Raw genomic sequence first — 25,075 nt, 5'->3', positions numbered from 1 at the left:
TGAGGTAGGAGAGTTGGTTTGAGCTTATTGGGTAGATAATTTTTTAGACAGCGATCGTTGTATGGACTACCGTTCTCCTGATTTTGGATTAGTCATTCTTAGTCCGTAAAAATATTTTATCTCTTTAGGCGATACATCTGTTGATCTTTAGAAAATAGTTGGACATATTTTACTCTCTGTATGTAAAATAGTTCGGCGCATTTTTTTTGGATGTTTATCCTGTATATACCAATCTTCCATCTGAGAATCATGCTAACAGAGTAGATAAAATTCTTTTCGTTAAGAATAAATATTTTCTATATTGTTGTAAAAATTGTAACTCAGAGAAGAAACCCTAGTTAGGTTGGCTTTGATTCAAGAAAAATGGATTTAAAAGAACTTCTTCATTGCGTGGATGCAAAAGTTTACGGTAAGGTGCGGCCTCTAGAGGTAAGAAACCTTACGAAAAATTCTCGATATGTTGGTGTCGGGGATATATTTATTGCTCATAAGGGTAGTCAGTATGATGGGAATGATTTTGCATCATCTGCTGTTGATAACGGAGCAATTGCTGTCGTTTCTTCTCTTTATAATCCTTTTCTTTCTGTGGTCCAAGTAGTTTCTCCACATCTTTATTTGACCGAGTCGCGGTTAGCTGCAAAATACTACGCCTATCCTTCTAATAAGCTTGGGGTAATAGGAGTTACTGGTACCAATGGTAAAACTACTGTCGCGCATTTGATCAAGTCGTTACTTGATAGAATGTCTGTTCCAACTGGTTTGATTGGTACTATAGGCCATGTATTTGGTAATGGTGATTATGTTCAAGACGGTTTTACAACACCAGATGCGTGCCTTTTACATAAATATTTGGCTGAGATGGTGAAGAATCATAAGAAAGCAGTAGTTATGGAGGTTTCATCAATAGGGTTGTCTTTGGGCCGTGTTGCAGATGTTTCTTTTGACATAGGCGTATTTACTAATCTTACACTTGATCATTTGGACTTTCATGACTCTTTAGACGAATATTTAGCGGCAAAACAGAAGTTATTTTCCAATCTTTCCACTACAGGGTTAGCTATTGTGAATGCAGACTCCCCTTATGTTGATAGATTTATAGAGAGTACAAAAGCACGAATAGTTTCCTATGGAATATCCAGAAACTCGGATTATCGTGCGTGTCATGTTAAGCTTTCTTCCTATGGTGTATCATTTGATTTAATGCACGATGGGAAAATTTTTTCGTGTTCCTCTTCTTTGATAGGAGAACACAATATTTACAATATTTTAGCTGCTATAGCTGTCACTCATCAGTATCTGGGTTGTGATATTCAGCATCTGATCAGCGAGATAAATAGCATATCGGCTCCAAAGGGACGTTTGGAGCCGATATTTTCCGGAAATTGTCCTGTTTACATTGATTATGCTCACACTCCGGATGCTTTGGATAATGTTTGCAAGACATTGCAGACACTACTTCCTGAACAGGGAAGGCTTATAATAGTTTTTGGATGTGGAGGAGATAGAGAACGTAGTAAACGTAAGATAATGGCCCGTGTGGCGGAAACATATGGATTTTCAGTTGTGACTTCAGATAACCCTAGAGGGGAAGATCCGGAGGAAATAATCAATGAAATTTGTACAGGATTTGTAAATAGAAATTTTTCCATCGAAATCGACAGAAAACAAGCAATTACATATGCTTTGTCCATTGCCTCAGATAGAGATATTGTGTTAGTGGCAGGGAAAGGGCATGAGACATATCAGATTTTTAAACATCAAACAATACCTTTTGATGATAAAGAAGTCGTGCAAGAGGTCTTGTCAAATTATGTCTAATTCTTCCTTTTTGCTTCTGTTTTTTTTCTTGGGATTTGTCGTGGAGGCATCTGTCGATGGTTCTCCTTCACCTCACCGTGTTCGTCGTAATGAAGTGATCTATATTGATCCAGGACATGGAGGAAAAGACAAAGGAACGGCTAGTAAAGAGCTGGGATATGAAGAAAAATCTCTCACTTTGACTCTCGCTAACTCTGTTCAGAGTTATTTGAGGAGAATGGGGTATAAGCCAGTGCTTACACGGTCTACGGATGTGTATGTAGATTTGGGTAAGAGGGCAGCTTTAGCAAATCAGAATAAGGCTGATATTTTTGTCAGCATTCATTGTAATTATTCTTCGAATGTGTCAGCTTTCGGTACCGAGGTATATTTTTATAACGGTAACAATAATACGGCTTCCAGGAGCCGTAGGTCAGAGGCTTTAGGTAAGGATATCCTCAATTCTATGCAGAAGAATGGGGCATTAAAAATACGTGGAGTGAAAGCAGGAAACTTTGCTGTAATTCGCGAAACAGATATGCCAGCAGTTTTGGTGGAAACAGGATTTCTTTCTAATTCTCGAGAGCGCGCTGCTCTGTTAGACGCGCGCTACCGCATGCATGTAGCCAAAGGTATTGCCGAAGGCATCCATACGTTTATTGTGGGTCCGAACTTTCAGAAAAATGTTCCGTCTGTTAAGACCCGGAAATTATCTCCACAAACAAGTTGAATTTTCGTGATAAGGAAGAAACAGAGTCGTCCTCGATGCGACTCGAACGCATGACCTGCTGCTTAGGAGGCAACCGCTCTATCCTGCTGAGCTACGAGGACACTGAAAGTAGTACTTTATCAAGTTGTGTTAAAGAAGTCACGCGTTTGCTGTCGTTAAAATTATAAGTGAGTTTGAAGGCTTTTGTGTCTTGACTTGAGAATACGAAGATTACGTATAGGAGTAAATATACGTTTTTCTACCGAACATGATTTGAAATCGAAGTGTATTTTAAAAAATGTCTTGAATCCAAAGGATGAATAGATATGATACGCTTATACTTCAAAAGTTTATTATTTAGGGCTACTCAATAAGCTACTTTAGGGCATTTTAATAGGAGGCAAGGGCTAATATGGCTACCATGACCAAGAAGAAACTGATCAATACAATTTCACAGGATCACAAGATTCATCCGAGTCATGTGCGTACTGTAATCCAAAATTTTTTGGATAAAATGACTGATGCTTTAGCTAATGGTGACAGGTTAGAGTTTAGAGATTTCGGCGTTTTACAGGTTGTCGAAAGAAAACCTAAGGTTGGACGTAATCCAAAGAATGCAACAGTTCCTATCCACATTCCAGCAAGAAAAGCTGTGAAATTTACCCCTGGGAAAAGAATGAAACGTTTAATCGAAACTCCTGCAAAGAAATCCTGATTTCGTTCTTCTCTCTTTTTCTAGTCTTTGGAGTCAGGTTTTTTGTAGTGTTCGTAGAAACTTGACTCTAAAGTTTTTTATTATTATCGTGGGACTGCGGTCCTTATTCTGATGAAATTGTGGATGTAATGGGGTCACAACTTAGGTTGCAGGAGAGTATTGATGTGTTCCCTAGTCTGAATTTTGATTCACAAGTTAAGCGATTTATTGATGCTTGTAGGGATAAGGGATCTCGTAGTTCTATTCTCAAATATTTTCGTTATCATCCTCTTTTAAAAGTACATGATATAGCTCGCGCAATATATCTACTTATGGCTTTAGAAGAAGGGCAAGATCTTGGATTGTCTTTTTTAGATTTAGACATTCTTCCTTCTGGAGGTGTCCGTTTATTCAATCGAGGAGGATTTCCCTGGCAAGGGCTGCCGTATCCAGCCGAACAAGCTGAGCTTGCTTTATTGTTATTGAAAATTGCAGAGTTTTATGAGGACAGTGCTTCCTTCGCTGTGGATATAGCGCGTTTTCAACAAGTTTTATTCAACCATGAATCTATTGTATTTCCTTCTTTGTGGACTCAAGAGTGTGGTCGAGCTTCTAAGGAAAAGACAGGCTTGTGCACAACTCTGCTTTATCAGCTGGATTGTCAAGTCGATAGTGAATATCAGTTTAGTGATAACGTCTTGGGATTATGGGTGCAAAGAAATCGGTCGTTTTCCGCATATGTTTCTGGTTCGGGATGTAAAAGTGGAGTAGGTGCCTATTATCTTGATGATGTCGGTATAGTGAATTATGGACCATGTTATGGAGACATAAGTGATTGCTCTGGGTTTGGAATCTGCGGTTCTCCTAAAGAATTTTCTTTAGATTCCAATGGAACAGTAATTTTTACGTCATCAACAGTCTTACCATGTCCGAGACTAACAGGATTTTCCTATCTACAAGATGCTTATCTTGGCGCTCATGTAGTTCATTCTGTTCATGTCGAGGAAAGCCGATGTGAGGTTATTTCACTACTAGAAGATCCTCAGGGTATGACTTTTTCTATCTTTGCTAAGGGACAAGGTTGCCAAGTAGTTAATGGTCCTAGATTACGCTCTAGATCTTTAGATTCTTATAAAGGACCTATAAATGACATCTTATTGCAAGGGGAACGCATGTCTTTGAGGATCATTGCCTCTAGCTCTAAAATGGAAATATTCTCCTTGGAAGGGGGAACTAGGTTTTGGGGTAGTAACTTTTTAATAAGTTTTCCTTACACCAATGGGGAAATTCGTGTTCTTTTTGAAAAAAACAACTAAATTGGATCAATACTTTTTTTGAAAATTGTTTTTAAATCGATCTTATAATTGTTTTTAAGAATTATTTGTATTAAAATAGCTGTTTTTGTAAGAGGAGATACGTTGTTATGGAGCTTCTTCCCCACGAAAAACAAGTGGTTGAGTACGAAAAAACCATCGCCGAATTCAAAGAAAAAAATAAGAAAAACTCATTACTATCTTCCTCAGAGATCGAAAAATTGGAGAGACGATTAGATAAGTTAAAAGAGAAGATTTATTCTGATTTAACCCCTTGGGAAAGAGTTCAAATATGTCGTCATCCATCACGTCCTAGGACCATAAATTATATTGAAGGGATGTGTGAAGAGTTCGTTGAATTATGTGGTGATAGGACTTTCCGCGATGATCCTGCCGTGGTAGGTGGACTAACTAAGATTGCCGGCCAGAGATTTATGTTAATCGGTCAGGAAAAAGGTTGTGACACCTCATCACGTGTTCACAGGAATTTTGGTATGTTGTGCCCCGAGGGATTTCGAAAGGCTCTGAGGTTGGCCAAGATGGCAGAAAAATTTGGTCTTCCTGTTATTTTTCTCGTCGATACCCCAGGAGCTTATCCAGGCCTTACTGCAGAAGAACGAGGGCAGGGGTGGGCAATTGCTAATAATTTATTCGAGCTGGCAAGATTGGCAACTCCTATCATTGTTGTAGTTATCGGTGAAGGATGTTCTGGCGGTGCCTTAGGCATGGCCATTGGTGATGTTATTGCCATGTTAGAACACTCATACTACTCTGTCATTTCTCCTGAGGGGTGCGCTTCTATCCTATGGAAAGATCCCAAGAAAAACAGTGACGCAGCAGCTATGTTGAAAATGCATGGCGAGGATCTTAAGAAATTTGCTATTGTAGATGCGGTGATTAAGGAACCTATAGGTGGTGCCCACCATGATCCCATGGCGGTTTACCGTAGTGTGCAACAGTTTCTGATCCAGGAGAGCCAGAGGTTAAAAGGCCTATCTATAGAAGAATTACTAGAAAAACGTTACCAGAAATTTCGAGATATAGGTCTTTATGAAACTTCTTTTGAAAGCGGTTCTGAGGCATAAGAGGCATCTTGCTCTTCTAGGTTTTTCGTTATTCGCAATTTTAGGTTTAACCATTTCCTCTCAAGCAGAGATCTTTTCTCTTGGGATGATTGCTAAAACAGGGCCTGATGTATTTGTTTTGTTTGGCCGCCGTCAAAATGACCGCTTGGTACAGGTTAGCGAAATTAGTCGTGAAGAGGTTATCAACCGTTGGTCAGAAGTTACGCGGGGTGCGAATTCACTAAAAGTAGCTGATGCAAACGCATATATTGCTAAGTATGCGAGAGGATCAAAATCTATAACTGGTAAATTATCTAATTATCTTGCGCGATATATTGATTTTTCGCAGTTTCGTTATCTATCCCTATTTCTCTTGCTAGTTGCAGTGCTCAAGGCAGTTACTCTATTTTTTCAAAGATTTTTAGCCCAAGTTGTTGCGATTCGTGTAAGCTGTGACCTACGTAAGGATTATTTCCAAGCTTTGCAACAGCTTCCCATGAGTTTTTTTCATACCTATGATATGGGCAATCTGAGTAGTCGTGTTATCAATGATTCTGCAAGCATAGCACAGGCAGTAAATTCATTGATGGTGAATTATGTGCAGGCACCTATCACTTTAATATTAGCATTAACTGTCTGCTTATCTATATCTTGGAAGTTTTGTGTGTTGGTAAGTATTGCTTTTCCGATTCTTATTCTTCCGATTATCATTATAGCTAGAAAGATTAAGGCGTTAGCAAAGAGAATCCAGACAAATCAAGATAAATTCTCTTCAGTCCTTTTAGATTTTCTTGCTGGAATACTTACTGTGAAGGTTTTTCGTACCGAATCTTTCGCATTCGAGAAGTATTGTCATCAAAATAATCAAATAGCTTCTCTAGAAGAAAAAAGTGCTGCATACGGCTTGTTGCCACGACCTTTATTGCATACGATAGCATCTCTGTTTTTTGCATTTGTTGTTATTATCGGCTTGTATAAGTTTCATATTCCTCCAGAAGAACTCATTGTTTTTTGTGGTCTTCTTTATTTGATTTATGATCCAGTTAAGAAGTTTGGTGATGAAAATACTACGATTATGAAAGGGTGTGCAGCAGCGGAACGCCTTTATGAGGTATTATCTCATCCTTTTTTGCATAAAACTCAGAAAAATGAAAAAGAGTTCAAAGGGTTAAGAACAAGTTTAGAGTTTCGTAACGTGTCTTTTTGCTATCATGATGATCAAGAATATGTCTTACGAAATCTTAATTTCACTTTGAAGAAAGGGGAAGCTATAGGAATTGTGGGACCAACAGGATCTGGTAAGACAACAATTACTAAATTGCTGCCGAGATTATACAATATCACTGACGGAGATATTTTTTTAGACGGAGTCTCTATTTCAGAATATAGTATTGCTTCTTTGAGAGACCATATTGGATGTGTATTACAAAACCCATTTTTATTCTATGATACAATATGGAATAACTTAACTTGTGGACAAAATGTATCTGAAACTGAAGTTTTCCATGCTTTGAGACAAGCATACGCTTATGATTTTGTTCAAAAAATGCCTCAGGGAGTGCATACACTTGTGCAAGAGTGTGGTAGAAATCTTTCCGGTGGACAACAACAACGTCTTACGATTGCTCGGGCATTACTCAGAAAGGCTTCTATATTAATTCTAGACGAGGCTACTTCTTCTTTAGATGCTATTAGTGAAAACTATATTAAGGAGATCATAGGTAATCTCAAGGGGACGTGTACTCAAATAATTGTCGCACATAAGTTATCTACTTTAGAGCATGTTGACCGAGTCCTTTATTTGGAACATGGTGAAATAATTGCAGTTGGAACGAAAGAAGAGCTTCTCGCAAATTGTCCTAATTTTTTAAGAATGTGGGAACTATCAACATCCCAAGGAGATGACTTTTCTTCGTGTGCGTCAGATCCTATTGGCGCAACCCTGGGGTAAAAAGGACTATCTATACAGATACGTCGTTGATAGCTAGGCAAATAATCTCAGGCAGGGATGCTACGAAAGCTTCCGTTAGAGTATGCGCAAGTTTTTCCATATTTTCTTTGAGATAGCTGACTCCATTAGGAGTGGTATAATCTGAAGTTACCTTAATCATTACGCATCGTTGATTATGGTGTCGACATACTGTCGCAACTATATAGCCCTCCATATCTACGAGTTCTAAAGAGTCATGTAATCCATATCTGTAGGGTGTTTCCGAAGAGGATAGCTTTGCTTGAGGCAAAGACGGTACAGATGGAATCGGAAGCGGTGGATCACAAGTGAGATGACCAGGCTCGTTTGATAATCTAGTAACAGAAAAAATACTGTAACAGCAATTCAAAGGAATTTTGTCAGAACATGCTCCAGCAAATCCAAGGTTTATCCATAAGTCATAATCATAGGGATCTTGTAAATGACCTAACTTTTCGATGAGACTCCGTCCGCCCCATTCATATAAAATTAACAGATCTATAGTCACTTGTAAAACAGGATCGTAACATGAGTACAAGAACTGGCTTATTTGTCGAAAGCCCAATGCAGGAATTAAAGATCTAGCTTCTATGGGGTCTGCAATGATAATTAATAATTTACATAGAGAAGGAGGCATCAATGTAGTTCCACAGAGTATTGAAAGATTTTTTTCCTAATTCAGAAAGACATAACGTTTCCTCATTGACATAAGTGTCAATAAATTTCTGAATAGTATCAGAGTGTTTGTTCCTAGCATATTTGGCAGCTACTTTTATAGAAATGTCAATGTCCTTTAAAGAGCGATCTAATGATTGTTTAATATCTAGTTCTAAATTACTGACGAGATGTGCTGATAGGGATTTTGAATACACTAAACATCCCAAGGGAACAGGTAGCCCTGTTTTCCGTTCCCATAATTTACCAAGATCATTGTGTATACATAGTCTAGAATCATAAGAAAAACGTTCTTCGTGGATAACCACACAACCATCTACTAGCTTATTTAAAACTGCCGAAATTACCTTATGATATGGCATGGGAACTAAATGAGCTTCAGGATAGAATAATCTGCATAACGCATGGGCTGTAGTCGTATCCCCAGGAGTTGCTATTGATGTCAGGATACTGTTGCCTTTCCAGGACAAAACCAAAGGACCTATACCATGACCTAAGATATTGCCGACAGACATAAGGCCATAGTTATTGGAAACACGAGGAAAAAGAGCTGCAGATATTTTCACTATAGAATGGCTATGATTTAGTGCTAGTTGGTTGAGAATGGATATATCGGCAATTGTTAAATTGTCATTAGTCTCATTGCTGAAACCATCTAGGAATGCACGGAATAAAAAGATATCATTAGGACAGGGAGAAAATGCAAAAGATACGGTCATGTAGGTTGCTTTAACGAGTCAATAGCTGCTTTAACATCTTTGTTTTCAGGCTTATCTAAAGCTCCTTGTTGCTCTAACCAGGAGATATAGGAAGCAGGAACTTCAGTGATCGGTTTACCACGATACTTACCAAACGGCATTTTAAATACCTTAGGGTGACAACGTGCAGACATCAGTTCAATAATTTGCTGAGGTTGGAGATCTCCTGTAAGCGCTGAAAAAACTCTATGCAAGGTGATAACGTCATCCAAAGCCCTATGAGCTTGGTTATCTTCAAAACCATATACTTGTCGTAGGTATTGTAGGTTATGTTTAGGCAAGTCAGGACGATATTTCTGGGCCCATTTTAAAGAATCAATAGAGGGCAAATCCAAAGGGGGTAGAGAATGACGACGGCATTCCTTTTGCAGTAAGGGATAGTCAAAATTATCGTTATTATGAGCAACTAATATGCTATCAGGACCACAGAAGGATATAAATTTTTCATACATCTCAGAAAATTTCGGAGCTGATGTTACCATTTCTGTTGTAATTCCGTGAATTTTTGAGGCGTCTTCAGGAATGGGAATTTCTGGGTTAACATAAGTAACGAAAGACTCTTGAGTAATACTATTATAGGCAGCAATTTCGACGACTCGGTCTCTCTCAATTTGTGTTCCAGTAGTTTCTGTGTCATAAAAAATTAATACGGACATTCAAACAGGCTCCATTACCTACTGATCTTTATGCTCTTTCTGTGCTTGTTGTTTCAACTCGTCCAAATTCATAGCTCCAGAAGAAATCAAACCGATAGCATGGGCAAAACTATCGCAAACTAGAGTAATGGTATCAATATAGACACGAATCAAATTCCCGTTTATTTCCTTATTCAAACAAGGGATTACTAACCTATAAAATATCAAACCCTGTTCCTCGTCCATACCAAAACCTGGAATATCAATATCTCGGTTTAGTAGATGTAGTAAACGTGCCGTAGAACCTTTCTGATTATCTTGAAGTTGGTAGGGTAGGTAGCAAATCATTTGTAAAACATCACCCTTATTGCGTATTACGAAAAATAAAGGTAAATCACAGTCATTTGCTTGAATGTTGATATAGGCTAAACCACTTTCTCTTTCTACGGAAGGGGAAAAACCCGATTCATTTAGGAATTTAGATAGATTATTTTCGTCTAGGTTCCAGGTTGTCATTTATGATTACTCCAAAATGTTCTTAGTAGATCAAAGTATATCTACATTATCTTTCAGCATATTTATTGACTAAGTCCTTGTTTCTGTGAAACTTTTGTATTGCCTTGCTAAGAAGATCGGAAGAAGAAGCCGATGATTTTATGTCGTTATTTTGAAGTAATTCATTAATATCAGTATTCGGCGGGAACTCGGACAGTAAGGTCACTTGTTCGGCTGTTTCAGCGATGATAAGGATCTTATTAATTACACGAATTAAATAAATAGTGGTTTTAGGGGTTAAAGACCGTCTCTCAAGGATTTTAATAGTGGATCCATTACCAAAAGTCTGTCCTTTAGATTTTAAAAATTTTCTAAATCCCCAAGCTCCCAAAGCAAAAAAAGCTAAAAGGAAGACAAGGGAACAAATCATTTTGATAATTTCTACCTTCATATTTTCAGGAAACATGCTGGGGACATTCAGAGAATCATTCACAGTGTCAGTGAAAGGCAACTCATCAGAGAAAGAAATTAGATAAAAGAAAAGTGAGTGCAGCATGTTTACCAACCTTATGTATCCCTATCCCTAAGTACGATCAATTTAACTTACTATAATCACACACTTTTATTTGGGAATGGTTTTTAGTCTATGATATATATGGGAATATCTTATGATTTCCAAGTACAAATTGTCATTTCTTGTGTTTTGCTTTGGTAAGTTAATAAGATTTTCGAATTATAATTTTGTTTGAATGATTTGCTATTTGGATATTTCTTTGAGTGAGTGTTCGTTTTCTTATAGAAACGTATCTTTGAACAGCATACTTTTGTCGCAAGAATTTTTATTAGTGCTTTAAGGAATGGGATGTAAGAGCACCGCTTTCCCAAGAAATTGAAGCGTGCATAGATTTTTATGGTTTGAGATAGGGAATAATGAATAAATTATTAGTTACAGATATTGACGGGACAATTACTCATCTGCCACATCATTTGGACTCTCAGGTAGTGGATGCCCTGCATCGCTTACATGATACAGGATGGAATTTATTTTTCTTAACTGGAAGATATTTTGCTTATGCACATAGCTTATTCGAAAAGTTTGCTATTCCTTATTTATTAGGCTGCCAAAATGGAGCATGTGTTTGGTCTTCTGAGAAAAAAACTTTTCTTTATTCACGAAGCATCCCGCATGAATTTTTGCATTTATTGGCACAATATACAGAGGACGCTCGTGTTGCTGTTGCAATAGAATCTGGAGCACAATATGACGATCACTATTATCGAGCATTTTTAGGGCGTAGTGATGATGAACTACGTTTTCTGCTTGATCCTGTGTATTTCCCAAATTCTCGGGAAAAAAAACGTCTTAGGGAAACGCATAGTTTAGTTAATGATTATCCTTATGCTACGTTCGCTGCTGTTAAAATTTTCGGGAAGAAAGAAGAAGTAGAAAAGATTGCTGATCGGTTCACGTCTTCGGCTGCTATTATGAGGCATGTTTCTGCTACGTTAATGCGGTGGCCATTTGATGAAGATTATAGAATCTTATTTATGACTGATAAATCAGTATCAAAGGGGAGTGCCGTAGATAGAGTCGTTGACTTAGTCTACGAAGGACAGAGGCCATTTGTTATGGCTTCAGGAGACGATGCTAACGATATTGATTTAATAAAAAGTGCTGATTTCAAGATTGTCATGAACTCTGCGCCAGAGGCAATGCATGGCTTAGCAGATTTCTTGGCTCCCCCAGCAAAGAAGTTAGGTATTATCTCTGCTTGGGAAGCCGGATTAACCCGTTACTCTGAGATTACAGATTCTTAGGCAATACTTCAGGGCCAACACCCATAACGTTGGCTCCATGGTCTACATAAAGAGTTTCTCCTGTAATTGCCTCAGCTAAAGGAGAAACTAAGAATGCTGCTGCTGCTCCTACTTGTTCGGCGTTCATAGGTTTTTGAATCGGCGACCAATCGAGATAGTATTCTACCATTCTTTCGATAAATCCAATGGCTTTCCCAGCTCTGCTAGCTAATGGACCAGCAGAAATTGTATTTACTCTAATTCCCCATCGGCGACCAGCTTCCCATGATAACATTTTGGTATCACTTTCTAGAGCAGCTTTCGCTGCACTCATTCCTCCACCATAGCCTGGGACAGCACGTAGCGATGCTAAGTAAGTAAGAGAGATAGTGCTGCCGCCTGGATTCATAATGGGGCCGAAATGAGCGAGCAAGCTCACGAAAGAGTAGCTAGATGCACTTAAAGCAGATAGATATCCTTTACGCGAAGTATCCAATAGGGGTTTAGAAATTTCAGGACTATTTGCTAATGAGTGGACAAGAATATCTATTTTTCCAAAATCTTTAGCTACAGCATTTGCCACTTCAGAAATGGTATATTGAGAGACCCCTTTATAGCGTTTATTTTCTAAAATATCCTGAGGGATATCTTCGGGTTTATCGAAACTCGCGTCCATAGGATAAATTTTAGCGATTTGTAATAACTCGCCGTTGGATAGTTTTCTAGATTCATCAAATTTTCCTAGTCCCCAAGATTGAGAGAAAATCTTGTATATAGGTACCCAAGTTCCAACAATAATGGTAGCACCAGCTTCTGCTAGCATTTTCGCAATGCCCCATCCATAACCTTGGTCATCACCAATACCTGCTACAAAAGCTATTTTTCCTGTTAGATCGATTTTTAGCATTTGCGAACCTTTCCTTCTTTTTCTGGACACTTGATAAAAAAGGAGGTTATCAGATTTTTGATATTATTCACAAATTTCGTGAGAACTCCTCTAAAGAATATATGAGAGTTCTTGAGGCATATATATGAGCATCATTGCATGATTTATATCTCATGCAAAATAAAATTTTTACTTTACATTTTAAAATAAGCAGCCTAACATGTCCGCCGCTAAGGCTAGAACACCTTCGGCAACAATTCCCTTCAATGTGATCCGTGAATTAACAGTATAATAATAAAATTAGGAGAAGATTATGACATCTTCTATCAATAATAGTAGTGCATTCTGTAGTGCACGCGAAATTTTAAGATCTAGAGAATTAGGGAACACACAAGGGTTTAGTTCTTCTAATCTTACTTCTAGAGTTTGGCTAAGAGAAGACGATTTATCTAAAAACTTAGAAAACAGGTCTACGCATGCTAGACAAGCTAGTCTTGCTATTTCTGAAAATTCTGATTGTACAGAAGTGAGTAGCGTAGCATCAGATACAACTTCAGCAGCACTATTTGCATTGGATTCCGTTCTGGACAATCTATCTATGTGCATTTCGGATTTATCAGATTTTCCTTATATTGACGAAGACGAAGAAGGAACCTTAGATGCGCTAAATGAACCTCCAGTTGTTATGAGGAATAACACCGGAGCGTATCTTAAAAATAGTGTTTCTAGTGAGTCCGTTTTACTAGCAAGATCATCTCTAATTACTATACGGCCTAGAGCAAGTATGGAATGTTTAGATGATATTTCTCTTTCTGTGCAAGAAGAAGATTTAGAAACTTCTACTCCTCATGAATTAGAAGTCAAATCACATAACATACGTACACAAGTATTTAGATTTTTTATAGATCTTTTGAAGAAAGACATTGAAGATGGTAGTTTAACAGGAGGCAAAGTCAAAGAATGCTTGGATAGTATCTCTGGAGGTATGTCACGGGCTGATTATAGTCGCTTGCTTGATCTAGTTAAGGAAGGCGATTTTACTTCTATGAATAATATTGTCGAATTTTGTCAACTCGTAAAGTCTAGTTCTACATACGCACAATCACATGAGTTACAAACATTATTTAATTTTTTCGAAAAAGAGGGTGGCGCTTTAACTACAGTAATGCTTCGTGAATTTACTGGAATTCTAAGCGGATGTTTTGGTTTACCTATTCCTGAGAACCTGACTCTATTTTTAGATGCACTTAGCAATCTATATCAAACTACTCATCATGATGGAGAGGCTAATCTTATGGCAGCATCATCTATAGTTTCCTTAGTTACTAGTGTATTGACGAGTGAAACTACAAGAAGAGCAGCACAGTTCTGTTATGATAATGCCGAAGCGTCTTGCTCAGGAAATTGTGGATGTACGGGATGTGGTTGTGCTGAAGGGGAAGGTGGTTGTGGAGGATTTGGATCCTTACTCTGTGGGCTATTTTCTGCTTTATTTAGATTGAATACTAATAGCTCCGGAATTCGAGAAGAGGAAATTAGAAAACTCGAAGAAAAGTATAGCGCTGCAGTAGTAATGGTAGCTCTGAAAAATCTAGGAGTGGATACCATTGCATTGTTAGCAGGAAAACGTGTCGATCTTCCTAGTTTCGAGGATCTTAGATCAGAGTGTAAGTTATCTTCAAGTAAATTCAATAGAATTATGAAAAAAGAAACTCAAGATATGTGGGGGCAGGCTGCAAATAACTATGCTCTAGTTCTTTCTAAACCTATCCTGAAAGAGGGTGTGATTGAAGGAATAGGTAATCGTTATATTACGATTAATGACGAGGAACTTGCATCGAAAATCAGTGTAGTTTGTTCCTGGGATTCTCTAGGTTTTCTTTCGTCCTCCAATTCTTTTGATTCTGGAAGATTATCACAGTCATTATCCACTCTTTATGTGACAAATACTATTGATACGGTGCACCGTCAATTGGGCTCCGTATTAGCAGGAGAGATTATGGTAGAATTAGCTAGAGTTTTGTCCATAGCTGTTCGTTCTGAAGATAGTATATGGTTAACTTCTGATGATTTAATGTCTTTGATTTCTATTATATTAGCTTATAGGGGTATGTCTATTGTTTGTGATAAGGGTGCGGAAATTTATAAATTGCCTGAAATCAAAGAGGTAATTAAAAAAGTGGATGAGAATAGAGTGTCTCTAGAGAGAAAAGTAGATAGAAATAATATGACTCCTGTAACGGCTGTAACTTCAACAGCTCTTTTTGCTAGACTTGCTCAAACGGAAGGGAGGAAAGCTATAAATAGATATCGTGAGATGAAAGATATAGCAAAACGAAGCTTAAGGAATCAGTTAGTTGCAAACATGAGTATGCCTTGGTTAAAAGCTTCGGGACTTACCCTAGACAACATTTCTATGGTTATTGAGAATACTGCGACTTCTTGTACGCCTACAGAAAATGAAAGGCTTATATAAAATTAACAACTAAAGGCATTTAACTTTCTAATAATTCGAAGGTTAATTCTTTTTAAAAGCATATGGTAATCAGCAAGTTTTGAGGTTTAGGATAAGAAAACTTATTACTGTAGTGGTTTTGCTGATTGCTATATGTTCTTCAATTACAATTCTCTGTATTTATTTTAGTGTGTTGCCTAGAAAAACTTTTAAGAGAGGAAATAAGGGGTTTGTCAGTCAAACACTTTTTTTCTAGTGTTTTTTGAGTAAACAGAGCGACAGAACCTGTTTTTTTATAGTGTTTTCTTAGTGACCTTGGAAGATTTATGAGATCAAAAACAGCTGGATAACTATTTGGCATGTCGTAGAGCTCGTTCAGATTAGAGAACACTTTAAGATTATAATTAGAATAAGCTTCAGGTAGACTATAGCTAGTTTGTAAGGTTTGTACCGCAAGATCGAGAGTTGCTCCGGAGTAAAATACAGAAAGATCTTGTAAGAAAGTTTCTAGGGAAGACAAGTTTGTCTCCTTCACTAGTACAAGTATATGACTGTACGCGTAACGTTTTTTGAATTTATTTACCAACTTCCGTTTCCAACGTTTGTGCATCCACATCCATTGTTCGGGCTGTGCAGCAATGCCTTTTTCTAAGAAATGCATTACGTTATCCATCAATTTAGAGGACGCCTCTTTAATTGGTAATGAACGGTCTGCATAAAATTTGTTGCTAAGAGCAATTTTATAGCCCTTGTTATGGCGGGATATTGAAACAGATACCACTGGTTTCCCGGTTTTGTATGCCAATAGACCAGGAGAAGTTGTGGTAAATGCATCAGAGCCGAATAAAGGATAGGTATAAGACGAAGTTAATAAAGATTGATCTCCAACGATTCCAATTATCCAACCCTCGTTTAATGCTCGGAGAGCATGACGAACGCCTCCTTTAGGAGACACAATCCTTCCTTTAAAACTTTCTCTCAGCTTAATAATTTTCCTATTAAGCTTGATGTTGTTTATAGGTTTTGCAAAAGCTAAACCAGGATAATTTCTTGTAATAAAGAGGAAGGGAAGTTCCCAATTTGCTTGATGTCCACAAAATAGAATTAGTCCCTCTTTATTATCTAATTGTGTAAAGGTAGTAAGTAATTCTTCCTGAGTCATTAATTCATCTTGTGAAAAACCTTGTGGTGATTTTTCAGCAGTATCAATAGTAATTAGATCATCAAGATGAGGTGTTAATGACTCGACTGCTAATAGTTCTAGTATCGTAATTACGGTATGTTGAACGGACTGTCTTGCAATGCTATACCGCTCCTTGTAGGATTTATTAGGGAAAGCTAGTGCTAAATTGGTAAGAGCAGTTTTTCGGTATTTCGGAACAAGATAAAAAATACATAAACCAAAGAAATGGCCTAGGAATTTTAGAAAAGAATAAGGAACTCTTTTACATATGCTTATGAATAAAGAGCTTAGAACATAGGTTACGCCATCTAGAAACATCACACTAACGTCACTTTTATAATAATCGGGAAAAACCGGAGACCGTGTATACCACCCTTACTAATTGGAGAACAATGTTGGCAACTCAAACTACGCAAAGACTACATAGAAAAACGACTGCTTGTTCTAAAACAACTTACTGATAAAGACAGGGCTATTAAAGCTGCTCCCAAAAGTAATGGGGTAAAAACATATTTGTGTATACCGAGTACATAGCCAGAAAGGACCAAATGTCCCGAACAAATGAAAGCAAGTGTGACCATCCCTACTATTGCAAGAATGGATAAGGCCAAAGCGGAAACTAGCGTTAGCATGTGCTTTTTAGGGGACATGCTAGCACAAGGACACGTGGTATCCAAAATAAACTCAAAAGACGTACTCAGGCAATCAACCAAACACATAAATAACTAAGCAAAACCACAAAAAGAGAATTGTCTATAAAAAAGACAAAAAAATCAAAAAAAATGCTTGTTTTATGACAGAGATCACAAGGATAGGAGGCTAGTTGGGTTTAGATGCCACTTTTTCTTTTTTGTCTTCAAAAATAATAAATACCTTGTTCCCGGAAATTTCAGCAGATAGATCTAAAGGAGATCCGTCTTTTAAAAATAGAGAGAGTTTTCTTAAGTATTCTCTGAAGCGATGTCGAATGCTTGTCTCATCAATTAAAGCAAAATCATGAAGTATACCATGTTCTTGAGCCATAATGGCTTCTACGAATCTATTCTCTAATGTTTTTTCATCAATGAACTCTATCGCCCAATTGATAGTGTTATTTTTATGAGGTGGAGACATAACTATTGTTAGAGCGATATTGTTTTTTACAACATCAAGAAACAATTTGCTAACGTCCTTAGCATATAACGGAACATCTATTTGATAAATTCCACGATTAAGAATGAGAGGTGGGGATGGCTCTAGAGTATATAATTGTGGGTTGATAGTTTTGCTATTTTTAATAGGGAAAAATAGTAAAACAGGGAGATTAAGATTCAAAGGAATGAATTCTCTTTTTAAGAACAAGAGACGTAGAAAATCAGCTTGAGGGTCGTTCAAGTTTACATAGGTATTAGTATCACCAAATGGAATTAAAACTTTTTTCCAATCTTGAGGTACGGGGAAGATGATCTCATCATGGTTCCCCTGAGCAATACGGTTTCTTTCTAATTCTTCAAAAGAAACCTTATTAAGATTAAAAGTTAATTCCAAACCCTGTTCTTTCAAGGCATTAATATATTCTTTTGGACCGCTTACTTTTTGTATGAGATATTTAGGCCAGACATCTAAGTATTCATATCCCTTAGGCGGACTGCCTACTGGAGAAGTAATAGTTATGATCACGTCCTCTGTAACATACTGGGTGAGACGTATAAAGATATTGTCAGCAGATACTGTTTGTATATCTCTACGCAAGTTGATATCTTCGTCGAGACTTACCAAATCATACTTATCAATGGTGGCGATCCAACTTTCCGTATGTCCTTCAGCACTAATGACGATTTCTAGATTGGTCGGCCGTAGGTTTTCCACAGTATTTTTGTTGCCAGTAATAGTGATAGTTGCCTTTTTGTCTAGTAGACCATTACTTTGCAAGCCTAATACCGTTTGCTCGGGGTCCAGATCAACAATACGTACGGGTATGTTGTTTAAAGTTCTTGTAATCGTCACACTTTGGCCAACAAGAAGCCAAATGATAATCGCAAATCCTAGAGATACGACTTTTCTTAGCCAGTTTCTCATGATAAATCGAGAAAAAAAATTCATCATTTCTTCCAAATCCAAGACGTAAAGGGTTTGCGTTTCTGCTCTTTTGATAAAAGAATACTTCTAAGGACAGCTTTGAACCTGTCTATCTTCACTCCTCGAGTTAATATCCCATCCCGAGATAACGAAACTTGTCCATTTTCTTCAGACACAATGATAATCAAAGCATCTGTTCTTTGACTCGCTCCCAATGCTGCACGATGGCGAGTTCCCATAGAACGCGACAACTGTGTCGTATCATGAGCAAGAGGCAAGACAACACGTGCATAAGCAATAGTTTCTCCTCTAAGAATAACAGCACCATCATGTAAAGGAGAGGTTGGTTCAAATATAGTTTCAAGAAGCTCTTCAGAAAAATTAGCATTAATTTTGACGGAAGAAAAACTTAGAAACTCTTCAAAAGGGTCTTTATTTTCAATCACCACTAATGCTCCTACTTGCCTTTCAGACATTTGATAAATACAGGAGGACAGATGATCTACGAATTGATCTTGCAGATCTATCACGAATTTTTTTCCATGAAATCTGATGCGAGATAATGCTAAGCGTATTTCGGGCTGAAAAATAATAAAAACCACAATCGCCGCAACATTAACAACATGAAGCATTAAACGACGGATAATAGGAAAATGCAACTTGTCTGCTAGAACAAATAGAAAAAGGAAAGCCAGCAAACCAAAAACGACGTCCATGGCTCGCGTTCCCCAGAAAAACTTAAGAAGATAGTTCAACACCACCCAAATGAGCATAATTTCTAATATAGGGGTTGTATAAAAGGTGATGTCTACGGGCATAAAATTAGTAGTTTATCTAGCGAAACCCAACAACGGTACGCCTGAATTGAGCTGTTTGCTAAACGAAGATGGTGTATTGCCCTAGCATACTGAGAAAAAGGTTAAGAGCAAAGCATTTTATAAATTTTGAAACAAGAAATACAAATAATCGTCTTTAAGCATTTATTTTCATTGTTCTTTTAGTTTCTTTATATGCTTTGTTATCTCTGTACGGTAGAGCAAAGAATGAGCATCTGCAGATGTGGAAGCAGCAAAAAACTATAAACTTTATTGTGGAGAAAAAATCAAGAAGCTTAAAAGATTTAAAAGAACATTAGCATTGTTTGAGAGCAGGGTGTAGGGAGCTTGTTCTCATCATGCTATCAAGTTACTATGAAACTTTGATTCGGCGCGAGAATACAGAAGGTGGGTAAAGAAATCTTCATTTTTGTTATTAACAATCCGATGTAATAACCTTTATTATTGAATCTCTATCAGGGATGCACATATGGATGCAACAATTCTATCTAGAACACAGTTTGGTTTATTCATAGCCTTTCATTATCTTTTTGTTCCTCTGAGCATGGGACTGAGTATGATGTTAGTTTTTATGGAAGGAATGTATCTTATCACTAAAAAATCCGTGTATAAACAAATGACATGGTTTTGGGTGGGCATATTTTCCCTAACATTTGTGATAGGTGTTGTAACAGGAATTATGCAGATTTTTTCTTTTGGTTCTAATTGGTCGCGCTTTTCAGAATATACGGGAAATATTTTTGGTTCTTTACTAGGGAGTGAAGGTGTTTTCGCTTTTTTCTTGGAGTCAGGATTTCTAGGTGTTCTTTTATTTGGACGTCATAAAGTTTCCAAAAAAATGCATTTCTTTTCTACATGTATGGTTGCTTTGGGAGCGCATATGAGTGCTTTTTGGATAGTATGTGCTAACTCCTGGATGCAGACACCTTCAGGTTATGAAATGGTTATGCATAATGGGCAACTAATGCCAGCTATGACTTCTTTTTGGAAGGTTGTATTCTCTTCTTCAAGTATAGATCGTTATATCCATGTAGTTTTAGGAACATGGTTGTCGGGAGTATTTCTAGTAATTAGTGTTAGTGCTTTCTATTTAAGAAAAAAGCGTCATTATGATTTTGCTCATCAAGGATTAAAATTAGGATCTGTTATTGGGATAATAGTTTTAATTTTACAACTCTGGTCTGCAGATGTATCAGCACGTGGAGTAGCAAAAAATCAGCCAGCTAAAATGGCTGCTTTTGAAGGTATTTTCAAAACAGAAGAACGTACTCCAATATATTTGTTCGGCTATGTTGATATGAAAAAGGAGCGTGTAGTTGGTTTACCTATTCCTGGAGCTCTTTCATTTTTGATTCATCGAAACACACAAACTCCCGTAATCGGCTTAGATCAATTTTCCAAAGAGGAGTGGCCGAATGTTCCCGTAGTTTTTCAGCTTTATCATCTTATGGTTGCTTTATGGGGATGCATGGTCTTACTATCTCTAGTTACCTGGCTTGCTTATAAAGGGCAACGATGGGCGAGAAGTTCTATAGTTCTTTTTATTCTTTCCTGTTCAGTTTTTATTCCTACCCTATGTAATGAAGTTGGTTGGTGTGCTGCGGAATTAGGAAGACAGCCTTGGGTAGTATATGGATTATTAAAAACCAAAGATGCGGTATCTCCCATCGTCCATAGTAGGCAGATTATTCAATCTTTAGCAATGTTTTCCGTGGTGTTTATATGTTTGCTGAGTTTGTTTCTCTTCCTCATTTGTAAGAAAATTCAAAGAGGCCCAGATGAGAACGATCTTTTGGAGATGGAAAAAAAATAATTAGGATAGCTTATGGATGTTTCTTTAGTTTGGTCAGTAATTTGGTATGCTATTTTGGGCGTTTCCGTATTTGCTTATTCTCTAGGTGATGGATTTGATCTGGGACTAAGTTCGATTTATTATATCGCAAAAAGCGATAAGGATCGTCGCTTATTTTTAAATTCCATAGGACCTATTTGGGATGGGAATGAAGTTTGGCTTATCATTATTTTTGGAGGGTTATTTGCTGGGTTTCCATCAGCATATGGAGCTTTGCTATCTATCTTTTATATGCCTATATGGTGTTTAGTTTTCCTATATATTTGTAGAGGCTGTGCGTTAGAATTTCGTAGTAAAGTTGAATCTAAAAAATGGCGTAATTTTTGGGATGCTGCATTCGCTATATCTGGAATGGCTATAGGATTTTTCTTAGGGTCTTTAGTCGGTAACATGATTTTAGGTTTGCCTTTATCTCCTGAAACTCCTTATGCATCGTTGTCTTGGGAATTATTTTCTCGTCCCTATGCCGCTTTATGCGGAGCACTTGTAATTAGTGCTTTTTCGTTGCATGGAAGTACTTTCATGATGTTGAAAATTTCTGGAGATTTGCATGCCAGGTTAGCTAAATGCTTTTCTAAAGTATTGGCAGCATTTTGTATAATCTATCTCTCCTTAGTCGTCGCCACTGTGACTATGATTCCCCAAGTATATGGTTCCTGCTTTGCTTTAGGTAATTTCTCTGGTTTGCCGGCGTATCCTGTTCTTTTTGCGTTAATGATTCTCACATTGGGGGATTGCTTACTTATAAAACTTGCTGTAAAAAAGCAACGCTTCTTACTTGCTTTTCTATGTTCATCGTGTAGTTTATTACTGTTGATTGTTTCCTCGATAGTCTTAGTATTCCCCAATATTTTGCTTTCAACGATTGATCAACAATATAGCTATACCCTTACAAACGCGGCAGCGAGTAATAAAACTTTGCAAACTCTATTTGTAATCGTAATTTTAGGGTTACCTTTGATTATTGGATACAGCATTTATGTATATCGAGTATTTCGAGGAAAAACGGATTTTCCATCCATTTACTAATAATGACTAACAAACAAGGGACATCTTAGTCCCTTGTTTTGTTTGCTATTGCGACATATAAAGTAGTTTAGAGCAGTGTTTACGATGCGGATTCTTTGATGCTACAAACATAATAAGCTGGGAACGCGAAATGATTATTTGGCCGTGGCAAGCATTCTACCGAAACACGTTTCCCTACCCATTTTTCTAAATCGATTTGGGTCGCATAAACAAAGGCAACGGTGTTTTCTTTATTTTTTAGGAGGAAGTCCCCAGGGTTGTTTTTAACAACGTGAGGATATATTTCGAGTTCTCCAACCAAAAGCTGCTTTTTTTTCTGTTCTTCTTGATAGAAAGCCTCTTGTGTCAAAGTATGAGCATATTCCTCTGGTTGCATGCTAGCCCATATTTTAAAAAGAGAATACTCGATAGCTTGTCTTCCTTGGACCATAGGGGAAGATTTGATAACAGCTTGTTTTCGTATATGTTTCGAAAGTAGGGAACCTTTAGCAGGGAGAGAAGAGGAATCGACAGTAGAATTCACTTCAACCGTTGTCGTAGTTGCCTTGTCTTTTGCTAGAGATTTAGTAAGATAGGCATCTTGGATGTCTTCTAGGGCTTTTTGGATTAAAGACTGTAGACCAGGAACGTCACGGAACTCGTCGGTTTGTACCTGATTAATCTTTTTGTAGATAGATTCCAGATCGATACTTTCTAAATCTTTTTTCAACTCCACTTGTGCAAACTGTACTGCAGAATTTAAGAGGTCTACAGCAATTTTTTTTTGCCCTTCCCAGCGTTTATACAAATCTATCGGACCTTTAGAGGATACGAAAGATTTAGCAACGTAAAACACGCACTCTTTAGGTAAGTGGATCTCTAGCCACTTACCTTGTAAGGAAGCATCTGTGGGTTGTACTTTGGTTCCCCGAGACAATCGCACCAAGACTGGGGCAGAAGTTGAAGGTTCTAGACGAACATTCACTTGTTCACCCTCTATCACATTGTCTAAGACGAAAGTGCGAAAGATATATCCTTTGATGCCTTCAGGAGCAGAGACAATGTAATAATCTTTATTTTCTCCCAAGACGGCCACGTAATCTCCTTTAGAAAGCTCTTTGATCACAGAGCTATCGGTATGCGGGGCCAAACGTAAGCGAACTCTATTTCCTTTGATCTCGCCTGTGAAAGGAGAAAAGGCATTGTCCGTCTGGTGGACAGATGATTTCCCAGGAAGTGTATCAGCAGCATGTACAAAAGACGAGCTCACTCCCATTCCTAAAGCAAACAAAAGCACAAAAATCGATAAGGTTCGCATGCCTTACTCCTACAATATATTGACATTAGAATAACTGTCACACAAATGCCCAGCAATCCTCTAAGGGAGACAACCCTAGAAAAGAGGATTATATTAACGTAAGTGAAAAAGTCAATTCTCTTAAAATAAGAGCATAAGTTAATTCAAGAAATTTTCCATTTCCAAGAATGAGAAATAAAGTGATATGGGATTTGAAACAGTCTCAATTTGCTCTTAAGAGATAACCTTAATACCAGGTCATAAGTATTTTCCTTAAGTATACAGGACTGCTTTAACATGCTCACAGTGCATCTCACCACACGTGCAACCTATAGGCGAACCTAGATATACACTGAACTGTTCTTGAGGATCTAAAGGATTAGATACTACATATAATTTGTCTCCTGTTTGAACAATGTCCCATGTACGAAAGGAGAGATCTTGATCAGTCACCGTCATATTTTCTTCTTCCAGTATTACTTTACCAATTTGACAATGAATGCAATTACAATGCGGCTCGGGTTTCGGAAGAAGTATTGGGTTATTCCCTGTTAAGGTACGTATGATTGCTGCCATTTTCTCTAATACATCTGCGGGAGCATCGGGATGATCTTTATGTTCGGGTGCATGTTGTAAAATCATTTCGATGGGATTGCTTCCAGAAAACAAAGGAGAAGCTAAATGCTTGGGAGAAAATAGTGTTATATCAGCATTTTTAGATATCTGTTGGATAATATTTACTAACGTACCTACCTTATCATCATCACGAGGCATGTCGTCTTTGAGTGTTTGAGAAGTCTCAAGGTGTCGTAAGTGTTCGTGGAAAGCTATATCAATGATTGATTGATCTAAGTTAGGAATAACTGTAGTTTTCCCACTAACTAAATGAAGCTTTAGAGTAGCTAATCCTTTGGTTTCTTCCTCTTCCGATTCGATAAAAGCTATCTGATTCCAACGTGCTGAGATAAAGGGAGGAATACAAATTAATTGATCATTAATTTTTACTTTCATAATACAACCTCCAGAATTCCGACATCAATCTCAGTCCAATTAGCACTTTCAAGATCAAAGACCTGATTCAATGCCATAGATAAACCTGCAAAATGTAGAAGTTATCTATGGCTCCATAAAAACATCGTCCTATTTCGAAGAACATGCATGCTGAGTTATTTTTCGAGACCCTGTTCAGAGTCTCTATAGCTTTCGATTTTTAACTAATACTTTAATACCTTTCCCTTCGATAAGGAACTATTTGTAATGACACAAGATACGATTTTTTAATTAAGGGATCAAGCATGCTGACTATACAAAAAATCACTATATAAAAGAAGTTAGTAATACCACATATTCTGTAAAATACAACCAAATATAGAAGTTGAAATCGCTTAACTACTTTCTTAAAGGCAGAGACCCTCTTTGTCAGCGTAAGAGTATGGCATCTTTTTTTGTTATCTAAAATTTTAAATTCTTATTTTTTTTTAAGTTTTAGCACCTGTTTACAAATGCATTATGGAAGAAAATCTTTCTTAGTTCACATAACATATTTCTTTGATTCTTGCTAAATTCTCACTCATTCGTATTTTCAAAAATCATA

At 37.4% G+C, this 25,075-nt stretch carries 22 protein-coding genes and 1 tRNA gene; 10 read left to right on the top strand and 13 right to left on the bottom strand.

The features are described from left to right. The first annotated feature begins 363 nt into the window (after nucleotides 1-363). Together H359_RS03440 and H359_RS03435 are read left to right on the top strand one after the other, a co-directional pair. Entirely contained in the window at nucleotides 364-1,818 is a 1,455-nt protein-coding gene (locus H359_RS03440; RefSeq protein WP_020370289.1) for a UDP-N-acetylmuramoyl-L-alanyl-D-glutamate--2,6-diaminopimelate ligase, read from the top strand. Further along, entirely contained in the window at nucleotides 1,733-2,527 is a 795-nt protein-coding gene (locus H359_RS03435; protein ID WP_035392083.1) for an N-acetylmuramoyl-L-alanine amidase family protein, read from the top strand. Before H359_RS03440 ends, H359_RS03435 begins: the two co-directional genes overlap by 86 nt. A 27-nt stretch (nucleotides 2,528-2,554) precedes the next feature. Here the strand turns inward: H359_RS03435 and H359_RS03430 are convergent. Next, nucleotides 2,555-2,628, bottom strand: a tRNA-Arg gene (locus H359_RS03430). Between the two features lie 290 nt (nucleotides 2,629-2,918). On the opposite strand from H359_RS03430, the gene H359_RS03425 reads away from it, so the two are divergent. From H359_RS03425 to H359_RS03410, 4 genes are all read left to right on the top strand, one after another. After that, entirely contained in the window at nucleotides 2,919-3,221 is a 303-nt protein-coding gene (locus H359_RS03425; RefSeq protein WP_020370287.1) for an HU family DNA-binding protein, read from the top strand. Between the two features lie 128 nt (nucleotides 3,222-3,349). Beyond that, nucleotides 3,350-4,516, top strand: coding sequence for a hypothetical protein (locus tag H359_RS03420; RefSeq protein WP_020370286.1), 1,167 nt, complete (start codon nucleotides 3,350-3,352; stop codon nucleotides 4,514-4,516). Nucleotides 4,517-4,623: 107 nt separating this feature from the next. After that, the gene (locus H359_RS03415) at nucleotides 4,624-5,598 is read left to right on the top strand and encodes an acetyl-CoA carboxylase carboxyltransferase subunit alpha (protein ID WP_020370285.1); all 975 of its coding nucleotides are present in this window, start codon (nucleotides 4,624-4,626) and stop codon (nucleotides 5,596-5,598) included. Next, nucleotides 5,564-7,528 carry an ABC transporter ATP-binding protein gene (locus tag H359_RS03410; RefSeq protein WP_020370284.1) on the top strand — a complete coding sequence of 655 codons (1,965 nt, stop codon included), beginning with the start codon at nucleotides 5,564-5,566 and terminating at the stop codon, nucleotides 7,526-7,528. The genes H359_RS03415 and H359_RS03410 overlap by 35 nt, the downstream gene beginning before the upstream one ends. A gap of 10 nt (nucleotides 7,529-7,538) precedes the next feature. On the opposite strand, the gene H359_RS03405 is transcribed toward H359_RS03410, so the two are convergent. Genes H359_RS03405 through H359_RS03385 form a run of 5 tightly spaced genes read right to left on the bottom strand, consistent with a single transcriptional unit; the run spans nucleotide 7,539 to nucleotide 10,665 of the window. Further along, nucleotides 7,539-8,183, bottom strand: coding sequence for a phosphorylase family protein (locus H359_RS03405; RefSeq protein ID WP_020370283.1), 645 nt, complete (start codon nucleotides 8,181-8,183; stop codon nucleotides 7,539-7,541). Beyond that, nucleotides 8,164-8,940 carry an MqnA/MqnD/SBP family protein gene (locus H359_RS03400; RefSeq protein ID WP_020370282.1) on the bottom strand — a complete coding sequence of 259 codons (777 nt, stop codon included), beginning with the start codon at nucleotides 8,938-8,940 and terminating at the stop codon, nucleotides 8,164-8,166. Before H359_RS03400 ends, H359_RS03405 begins: the two co-directional genes overlap by 20 nt. Then, nucleotides 8,937-9,635 carry a putative quorum-sensing-regulated virulence factor gene (locus tag H359_RS03395; RefSeq protein WP_020370281.1) on the bottom strand — a complete coding sequence of 233 codons (699 nt, stop codon included), beginning with the start codon at nucleotides 9,633-9,635 and terminating at the stop codon, nucleotides 8,937-8,939. Before H359_RS03395 ends, H359_RS03400 begins: the two co-directional genes overlap by 4 nt. Nucleotides 9,636-9,653: 18 nt before the next feature. After that, a complete protein-coding gene (locus H359_RS03390) occupies nucleotides 9,654-10,130 on the bottom strand; it encodes a YbjN domain-containing protein (protein ID WP_020370280.1) in 477 nt (158 codons plus the stop codon). A 46-nt stretch (nucleotides 10,131-10,176) separates the two neighbouring features. Next, nucleotides 10,177-10,665: a FliO/MopB family protein gene (locus H359_RS03385; protein WP_020370279.1), complete on the bottom strand. Its 489-nt coding sequence runs from the start codon at nucleotides 10,663-10,665 to the stop codon at nucleotides 10,177-10,179. Between the two features lie 374 nt (nucleotides 10,666-11,039). Here H359_RS03385 and H359_RS03380 point away from each other — a divergent pair, with 374 nt between their 5' ends. Continuing rightward, nucleotides 11,040-11,927, top strand: coding sequence for an HAD-IIB family hydrolase (locus H359_RS03380; protein ID WP_020370278.1), 888 nt, complete (start codon nucleotides 11,040-11,042; stop codon nucleotides 11,925-11,927). On the opposite strand, the gene H359_RS03375 is transcribed toward H359_RS03380, so the two are convergent. After that, nucleotides 11,914-12,813 carry an enoyl-[acyl-carrier-protein] reductase gene (locus H359_RS03375; protein ID WP_020370277.1) on the bottom strand — a complete coding sequence of 300 codons (900 nt, stop codon included), beginning with the start codon at nucleotides 12,811-12,813 and terminating at the stop codon, nucleotides 11,914-11,916. The two genes, H359_RS03380 and H359_RS03375, sit on opposite strands and share 14 nt — an antisense overlap. Nucleotides 12,814-13,105: 292 nt before the next feature. Between H359_RS03375 and H359_RS03370 the strand changes: the two genes are divergently transcribed. Continuing rightward, complete coding sequence (locus H359_RS03370; RefSeq protein ID WP_020370276.1) at nucleotides 13,106-15,268, top strand: hypothetical protein; 2,163 nt, start codon at nucleotides 13,106-13,108, stop codon at nucleotides 15,266-15,268. Between the two features lie 139 nt (nucleotides 15,269-15,407). Here the strand turns inward: H359_RS03370 and H359_RS03365 are convergent, their stop codons facing one another. The 4 genes from H359_RS03365 to cdaA all read right to left on the bottom strand — a co-directional run bounded on the left by H359_RS03365 (nucleotide 15,408) and on the right by cdaA (nucleotide 19,306). Then, the gene (locus tag H359_RS03365; protein WP_020370275.1) at nucleotides 15,408-16,748 is read right to left on the bottom strand and encodes an LpxL/LpxP family acyltransferase; all 1,341 of its coding nucleotides are present in this window, start codon (nucleotides 16,746-16,748) and stop codon (nucleotides 15,408-15,410) included. A 101-nt stretch (nucleotides 16,749-16,849) separates the two neighbouring features. After that, nucleotides 16,850-17,149: a hypothetical protein gene (locus tag H359_RS03360; RefSeq protein WP_035392077.1), complete on the bottom strand. Its 300-nt coding sequence runs from the start codon at nucleotides 17,147-17,149 to the stop codon at nucleotides 16,850-16,852. Between the two features lie 100 nt (nucleotides 17,150-17,249). Next, a complete protein-coding gene (locus H359_RS03355) occupies nucleotides 17,250-18,515 on the bottom strand; it encodes a CdaR family protein (RefSeq protein WP_202897954.1) in 1,266 nt (421 codons plus the stop codon). Then, nucleotides 18,512-19,306: a diadenylate cyclase CdaA gene (gene cdaA / locus H359_RS03350; RefSeq protein WP_020370270.1), complete on the bottom strand. Its 795-nt coding sequence runs from the start codon at nucleotides 19,304-19,306 to the stop codon at nucleotides 18,512-18,514. The genes H359_RS03355 and cdaA overlap by 4 nt, the downstream gene beginning before the upstream one ends. A 487-nt stretch (nucleotides 19,307-19,793) precedes the next feature. On the opposite strand from cdaA, the gene H359_RS03345 reads away from it, so the two are divergent. Then, complete coding sequence (locus H359_RS03345) at nucleotides 19,794-21,137, top strand: cytochrome ubiquinol oxidase subunit I (protein WP_020370269.1); 1,344 nt, start codon at nucleotides 19,794-19,796, stop codon at nucleotides 21,135-21,137. Between the two features lie 12 nt (nucleotides 21,138-21,149). After that, nucleotides 21,150-22,205: a cytochrome d ubiquinol oxidase subunit II gene (cydB, locus tag H359_RS03340; RefSeq protein WP_020370268.1), complete on the top strand. Its 1,056-nt coding sequence runs from the start codon at nucleotides 21,150-21,152 to the stop codon at nucleotides 22,203-22,205. 79 nt (nucleotides 22,206-22,284) lie between these two features. Here the strand turns inward: cydB and H359_RS03335 are convergent, their stop codons facing one another. Next, nucleotides 22,285-23,502 (bottom strand): SH3 domain-containing protein, encoded by a 1,218-nt coding sequence (locus H359_RS03335; protein WP_020370267.1) that lies wholly within the window; start codon nucleotides 23,500-23,502, stop codon nucleotides 22,285-22,287. A gap of 252 nt (nucleotides 23,503-23,754) precedes the next feature. Continuing rightward, nucleotides 23,755-24,492 carry a hypothetical protein gene (locus H359_RS03330; protein ID WP_020370266.1) on the bottom strand — a complete coding sequence of 246 codons (738 nt, stop codon included), beginning with the start codon at nucleotides 24,490-24,492 and terminating at the stop codon, nucleotides 23,755-23,757. Nucleotides 24,493-25,075 lie beyond the last annotated feature (583 nt).

The sequence above is a fragment of the Chlamydia ibidis 10-1398/6 genome, from assembly GCF_000454725.1.
GTDB classification, from domain to species: domain Bacteria; phylum Chlamydiota; class Chlamydiia; order Chlamydiales; family Chlamydiaceae; genus Chlamydia; species Chlamydia ibidis.
The sequence above is the reverse complement of the archived record's forward strand: the minus strand, read 5'-3'. Positions and strand labels throughout refer to the sequence as shown.